Raw genomic sequence first — 214 nt, 5'->3', positions numbered from 1 at the left:
GCAATTAACAATTTTCCTTTAGAATTTGCAGATGTTGACAATGATCCAAATACGTATAACTCTAGTCGGGCTTATATTGATTTAAATGGTGCAAAAGAGATTGCTTGGGCGGGCTTATTTTGGAGTGCATCTAGATATAAAGGCCCTGCTTACGGAACAAATCTTTCTGATGAAGAAATTAGTGCACCAGTTCAATTTACAACACCAAATGGAA

At 36.4% G+C, this 214-nt stretch carries 1 protein-coding gene; it reads left to right on the top strand.

Translation table 11 applies throughout. From position 1 onward, the window contains the following. Positions 1-214, top strand: a 214-nt coding sequence (locus tag LJE09_RS17840; RefSeq protein WP_227311655.1) for a hypothetical protein, incomplete at both ends; no start/stop codon positions are given.

The sequence above is a fragment of the Blautia sp. DFI.3.45 genome (assembly GCF_020593505.1).
Classification (GTDB): Bacteria; Bacillota; Clostridia; order Lachnospirales; family Lachnospiraceae; genus Blautia_A; species Blautia_A wexlerae.
This window is presented reverse-complemented; position numbering and strand designations above follow the sequence as displayed.